This window comes from Synechococcus sp. R55.8, assembly GCF_047461895.1.
GTDB lineage: Bacteria > Cyanobacteriota > Cyanobacteriia > Thermostichales > Thermostichaceae > Thermostichus.
Genome location: NZ_JANSIB010000140.1, coordinates 1 through 4,850 on the forward strand (window position 1 = coordinate 1; position 4,850 = coordinate 4,850).

At 59.8% G+C, this 4,850-nt stretch carries 4 protein-coding genes; 2 read left to right on the forward strand and 2 right to left on the reverse strand.

The features are described from left to right. The first annotated feature begins 78 nt into the window (after nt 1–78). Nucleotides 79–1,137, forward strand: a complete 1,059-nt coding sequence (gene rlmN / locus NW829_RS11655) for a 23S rRNA (adenine(2503)-C(2))-methyltransferase RlmN (RefSeq protein ID WP_414349738.1) — start codon at nt 79–81, stop codon at nt 1,135–1,137. A 27-nt stretch (nt 1,138–1,164) separates the two neighbouring features. On the opposite strand, the gene NW829_RS11660 is transcribed toward rlmN, so the two are convergent. Beyond that, nucleotides 1,165–2,961: an aminopeptidase P family protein gene (locus NW829_RS11660; RefSeq protein ID WP_414417146.1), complete on the reverse strand. Its 1,797-nt coding sequence runs from the start codon at nt 2,959–2,961 to the stop codon at nt 1,165–1,167. A gap of 157 nt (nt 2,962–3,118) precedes the next feature. Further along, nucleotides 3,119–3,493, reverse strand: coding sequence for a rhodanese-like domain-containing protein (locus NW829_RS11665; protein WP_011432658.1), 375 nt, complete (start codon nt 3,491–3,493; stop codon nt 3,119–3,121). A gap of 120 nt (nt 3,494–3,613) precedes the next feature. On the opposite strand from NW829_RS11665, the gene NW829_RS11670 reads away from it, so the two are divergent. Then, a complete protein-coding gene (locus tag NW829_RS11670) occupies nt 3,614–4,528 on the forward strand; it encodes a hypothetical protein (RefSeq protein ID WP_414330578.1) in 915 nt (304 codons plus the stop codon). Nucleotides 4,529–4,850: the final 322 nt, after the last annotated feature.

The window sequence follows — 4,850 nt, forward strand, 5'->3', positions numbered from 1 at the left end:
TTATACATTATTTTCAGTATAGTTGAGCTTATTATTGACTAGAGTCATGCTCTTGAGATCTCGTCTAAGATGGTATTGATGTCGGCCCTACCCATTCCCCTGCTGGGGCAATCCTTGTCTGCTCTGAAAGACTGGGCGGTTGCCCAAGGACAGCCGGCCTATCGCGGGCAACAACTGCATGCTTGGATCTACCAAAAAGGGATCCGCTCCCTGGAACAGGTGACGGTGTTTCCTAGGGCTTGGCGAGAGGCGGTGCAAAGCTACCCAGTGGGACGCTCGCGCATTGTGCAGCGGACAGAGGCCCGCGATGGTACTGTGAAGTTTCTGCTGGGGTTGGCGGATGGGCAGTTGATCGAAACGGTAGGGATCCCAACGGCCAAGCGTCTGACGGTCTGCGTCTCTTCTCAGGTGGGCTGCCCGATGGCCTGCGATTTCTGTGCCACCGGCAAGATGGGCTACCGGCGCAACCTAGAGCTGCACGAGATTCTGGATCAGGTGTTGACGGTGCAGGAAGATTTTGGCCGTCGCGTCAGCCATGTGGTCTTTATGGGCATGGGGGAACCCCTGCTCAACCGCGATACGGTGGTACAAGCCATCCGCAGCCTGAATCAAGATATCGGCATCGGCCAACGGCATATCACCCTCTCGACGGTGGGGGTACCCCGGCAAATTGCCTGGCTGGCGCAGCAGGATCTGCAAGTTACCCTGGCCGTCAGCTTGCATGCCCCCAATCAAGACCTGCGGCAACGGTTGATCCCTTCGGCAGCCCACTACCCTCTGGACACTCTGATCCAGGATTGCCGCGACTACATGCTGCGCACCGGGCGGCGAGTCAGTTTTGAATATACCCTGCTATCGGGGGTCAACGACCTGCCCATTCATGCCCGCCAACTGGCGCAATTGCTGCAGCAGGCCAGCCGGTCAGGGGTACAACTGCACGTGAACCTGATCCCTTACAACCCCATCTCTGAAGCTGACTATCAACGCCCCCACCCGACACGGGTCAGAGAGTTCGTCCGCCAGCTCGAACAGCACCAAGTGCGGGCCACTGTGCGCCAAACCCGTGGCTTGGATGGCAATGCCGCATGTGGTCAACTGCGGGGATCCTTCCTGCGTTCTTTGCCAGGGGATTTGTAATCGCCGCGCAACGCTTGCGCGAGTACATCAGCTCAGTCCGCAGGCGCGTCGTAACCAGGCGGCATCCTGTTCTGGCAAGGTGGCGTGGTGCATGACGTAAACCTGCCGGTGATACTCGTCCAGCCAGGCTCGCTGCGCCTCGTTTAACAGTTCCCAATCGATCAAGCGTCCATCGAAAGGGATCCAAGTCAGGGAGCGAAAGCCCATCCAGCCCTCCGGCTCGGGAATGGCAATCACCTCGTAGAGGTTCTCCAGGCGGATCCCACCCCATCCCGGCTGGTAGTAGCCCGGCTCGATGCTGTTGATCATGCCCACTTTGAGAGGGGTGTTGGCGCGGCGGTGGATCCCGTTGGGCCCCTCGTGGACATTCAAAAAGGCGCCGACACCGTGGCCGGTGCCATGGCCATAGTCCAGCCCGGCCTGCCAAAGGGTAGAGCGGGCGATCCCATCCAACGAGACTCCATAGGTGTCGGGGGGGAAGATCTGGCGGGCGCATTGAATGTGGGCCTTGAGCACCTCGGTATAGCGCCGCTTGCACAAGGGATCCGCGGGTTGCGGGCCAATCCAAACGGTGCGGGTATCGTCGGTGGTGCCCCCCAAGTAGTGGGATCCGGAGTCCAACAAAAACAGTTCGCCCGGCTGCAGCAGCTTTTGGGGATCCGGAGTGCTGTAGTGGATGATGGAGCTGTTGGCGCCGGCGCCGGCAATGGTGTTAAAGCTCAGGCCCACCCACTCCCCTTCCTCCCGGTAGTGGGCCTCCATGATCGCGGCCACGTCGGCTTCGGTGACGGGGATCCCCTGTTGGATTTGCCGGTCGATCCAGGCCAGGGTGCGAATCTTGGCCCGGCTGGCCTTGCGGTTGGCCAGGCGCATCTGTTCCAGCTCGGTGGGGTTTTTCACGGCCTTGAGGGCTTCCACCGGGTGCTCCAGCTCGCGGCAGCTCGCATCCTGCAGCAGCTCTTGAGTGCCCTGGGTGGTCTGCTTGGGATCCAAGCCCACCAGCGCGTAGCTCTTGGCCCATTGGGGCAGTTGTTGGCTGTAGGTCTCGTAGGGCCAGAGTTCCACCCCGGCTTCTGCCAGAAATTGCCGAGATCGGGGACTGAGCCGCTCCAGATCTGTGAATAGAGCCGCTCTATCTAGGCTGACCAAAGCATAGGCCCAAAACACTGGGTTGTAGGGGATGTCGGATCCCCGCAGGTTAAACAGCCAGGCCACCTGATCCAATTTGGTCAGGGGCAACAGTCCCACCCGCTTGCGGCGCATCTCCTGCCGGACTTGGGCCAGCTTTTCTGCAGGGGTGGCCCCGCTTAGGTGGGTGGGTACCGAGTCAATGGGCCGGTCAAAGGGAGCGGTAAGTCCCTGGGCCAACTTATCTACCAAGTTTTCCACGACCGGGATCAAGAGCACCCCTCCCGCTTGGGCATGGGCCTGCAACTGGCGATAGGTGGCCACCGCCACCGTAAAGGGATCCACCCCCAGGCGAAAGCCGGATCCCAGCTCTTCCACAATCTCCATCAGGCTGGGCTGATTCGGCAGACCTCCTTTGATCACTGTCAATAGATTGGGATCCACCTCCCGCTCCGCCTGTTCGTGATAGCGGGGATCTACCCACAGCCAAGCCCTGTCCCGGGTGATCAAGGCATCCCCCACCGAGCCGGTAAAGCCTGTGATCCACTGACGCCGCTTGCGATGTTCCGGCAAATACTCATTGAGGTGCTCATCAGCAGAGGGAACCCAAAAGCCATCCAGATCTTGTTCTCGCAGAAGCTGGCGCAACTGCTGCAAACGGGCAGCAACATCCAGGCGGGGCAGGGTTTGGAGCATGGCAGAGGGGTAAAGCTAAACGGCCAGGCTATCGCCATTCTAAACAAGGTTGGGCCGCCCCCACTTCCCGCCTTCAGTGGTCGGCCATTTCAGATAGCAGCCAGATAGCAGCCAATACCTCCCTCTTCCTATGGGTGAGGGAAGAAATCCGCCAGCTCTAGCGCTCCTCAGGAAAACCCGCTTCCCGCCAAGCCCGCATGCCCCCATCCATCGAGATCACCCGACGATAGCCCATTTTCTGTAGATTATCGGCTGCCAACGCCGAACGAAACCCGCCGCCGCAGTACAGGACGATCTCCGCTTCTTTGTCAGGGATCACCCTCTCGATGTCCCGCTCAATGATCCCTTTGCTCAAGTGGATGGCTCCGGCAGCGTGGCCGGCTTGCCACTCCGACTCTTCCCGCACATCCACAAAATAGAAGGGATCCCCCTGCAGTTGTTTTTGCCTGACCTGCTCGACTGTCAGTTCTTGGATGCGGCTTTTGGCCTCGTTGACCAGGGCCAAGAAAGCTGGAGAGTGCTGGGGAGCCATGGAGAACAGGCGCTATGAGCCAAAGCTTATTCCAATCGATCTTATCTGGTCTGGACTTTGGGATCCCAACTGCCCTAAGGCTAGACTGGGATCCAGATTTGCCGGCTGGAGGCCCATGGCTTGAAATCCCGATCTAACTTTCCGCAACTGCTTTGGCCCCTTGCTCTGGCCGTGAGCTGGAGCATCCCCCTTGGATTGACAGCCGGTCACGTCAGCCGGACGGAGTCCTCGGCTTGGGCCCAAGCTGCCCCGATGCCCCTAGAAAGTGGGATCCAGCGGCAAGTTTCCAGCCCACCGCCAGCCGCCCTGGTGGAGTGGCTAAGCCAGCAGGTGGCCGCCGCCAACCGGCGGGATTTGCCAGGGGTGATGGCCGGCTACAGCCCCGACTTCCGCCACCGAGATGGGCTGGACCGGGAAGAGGTGGAAGGTGCCATCCGCAAGCTGTGGAGCTCTCATCCCAAGCTCACCTATTCGGCCCAGATCCTCTCCTGGCGGCAGGTGGGCCCTGAGATTGTTGCGGATATTCTCAGCCAAGTAGAGGGATCCCAATCCTCGGTGCGGGGGGACTTTCAGGTAGAAGCCTCTGCCCTGGTGCGCAATCGCTATCGCCCGGATCCAGCCAATCCCGGACAACTGCTGTTGATTGACCAAGAAGTGCTGCGGGAGGCCAGCACCCTCACCTCTGGATCTGCCCCTCCCACCGTCACCTTGAACCTGCCGGAGGTGGTCAAACCGGGATCCACCTATTCGCTGCAGGCGATTGTGGCAGAGCCTCTCACCCACTCTTTGCTGTTGGGCGCCGTTGCCGAACAACCCGTTGCCGGGGCGGGCTACCCAGAGGTGACCTCGTTTGCTCTCGAACCTCTACAGGCCGGAGGGATCTTCCTACAGGCAGATGCTCCGCAAGAACCCCGTTCTGAGTGGATTTCTGTGATGTTGGTTAACCAAACCGGCATCACGCTGGAGAGTCGGCGTCTTATCGTCAGCGATCGCTTGGCTCTGGAGGGATCCCTGGCCATCCCCACCGTCCCTTAGGAAATCTTCAGGATGATGAGGAATGGCTCTGGGGTAATCTGGACAGGCAGTTGAGCTTGTTAAGATGGAGAACTATGCACCCCTCAGCTTGTTTGCTTTCTGGTGCTGGCCCTATTTTTGAGCGGTTGCGATAGCGGCGACTCCCTTGGTGCTCCGGTGGTGGATCGCCCCACTCCTGCCAGCAATTGACCGAACAATCCCGAGGGGTCTCGAAAGGTTGGGTCGAGGTGTCTTGAAAGGACCCAACCTCAAGAAACATTGGCATCTTCAGCTAGAAATCGCAGGAGCCCCGCACTGTACCCGTAGGGTCACTGCCGGGAGG

Excerpts from the sequence above, each read along its gene's own strand:
- rlmN (WP_414349738.1), top strand. The coding sequence starts at position 79 with ATGTCGGCCCTACCCATTCCCCTGCTGGGGCAATCCTTGTCTGCTCTG.
- NW829_RS11660 (WP_414417146.1), bottom strand. The coding sequence starts at position 2,961 with ATGCTCCAAACCCTGCCCCGCCTGGATGTTGCTGCCCGTTTGCAGCAG.
- NW829_RS11665 (WP_011432658.1), bottom strand. The coding sequence starts at position 3,493 with ATGGCTCCCCAGCACTCTCCAGCTTTCTTGGCCCTGGTCAACGAGGCC.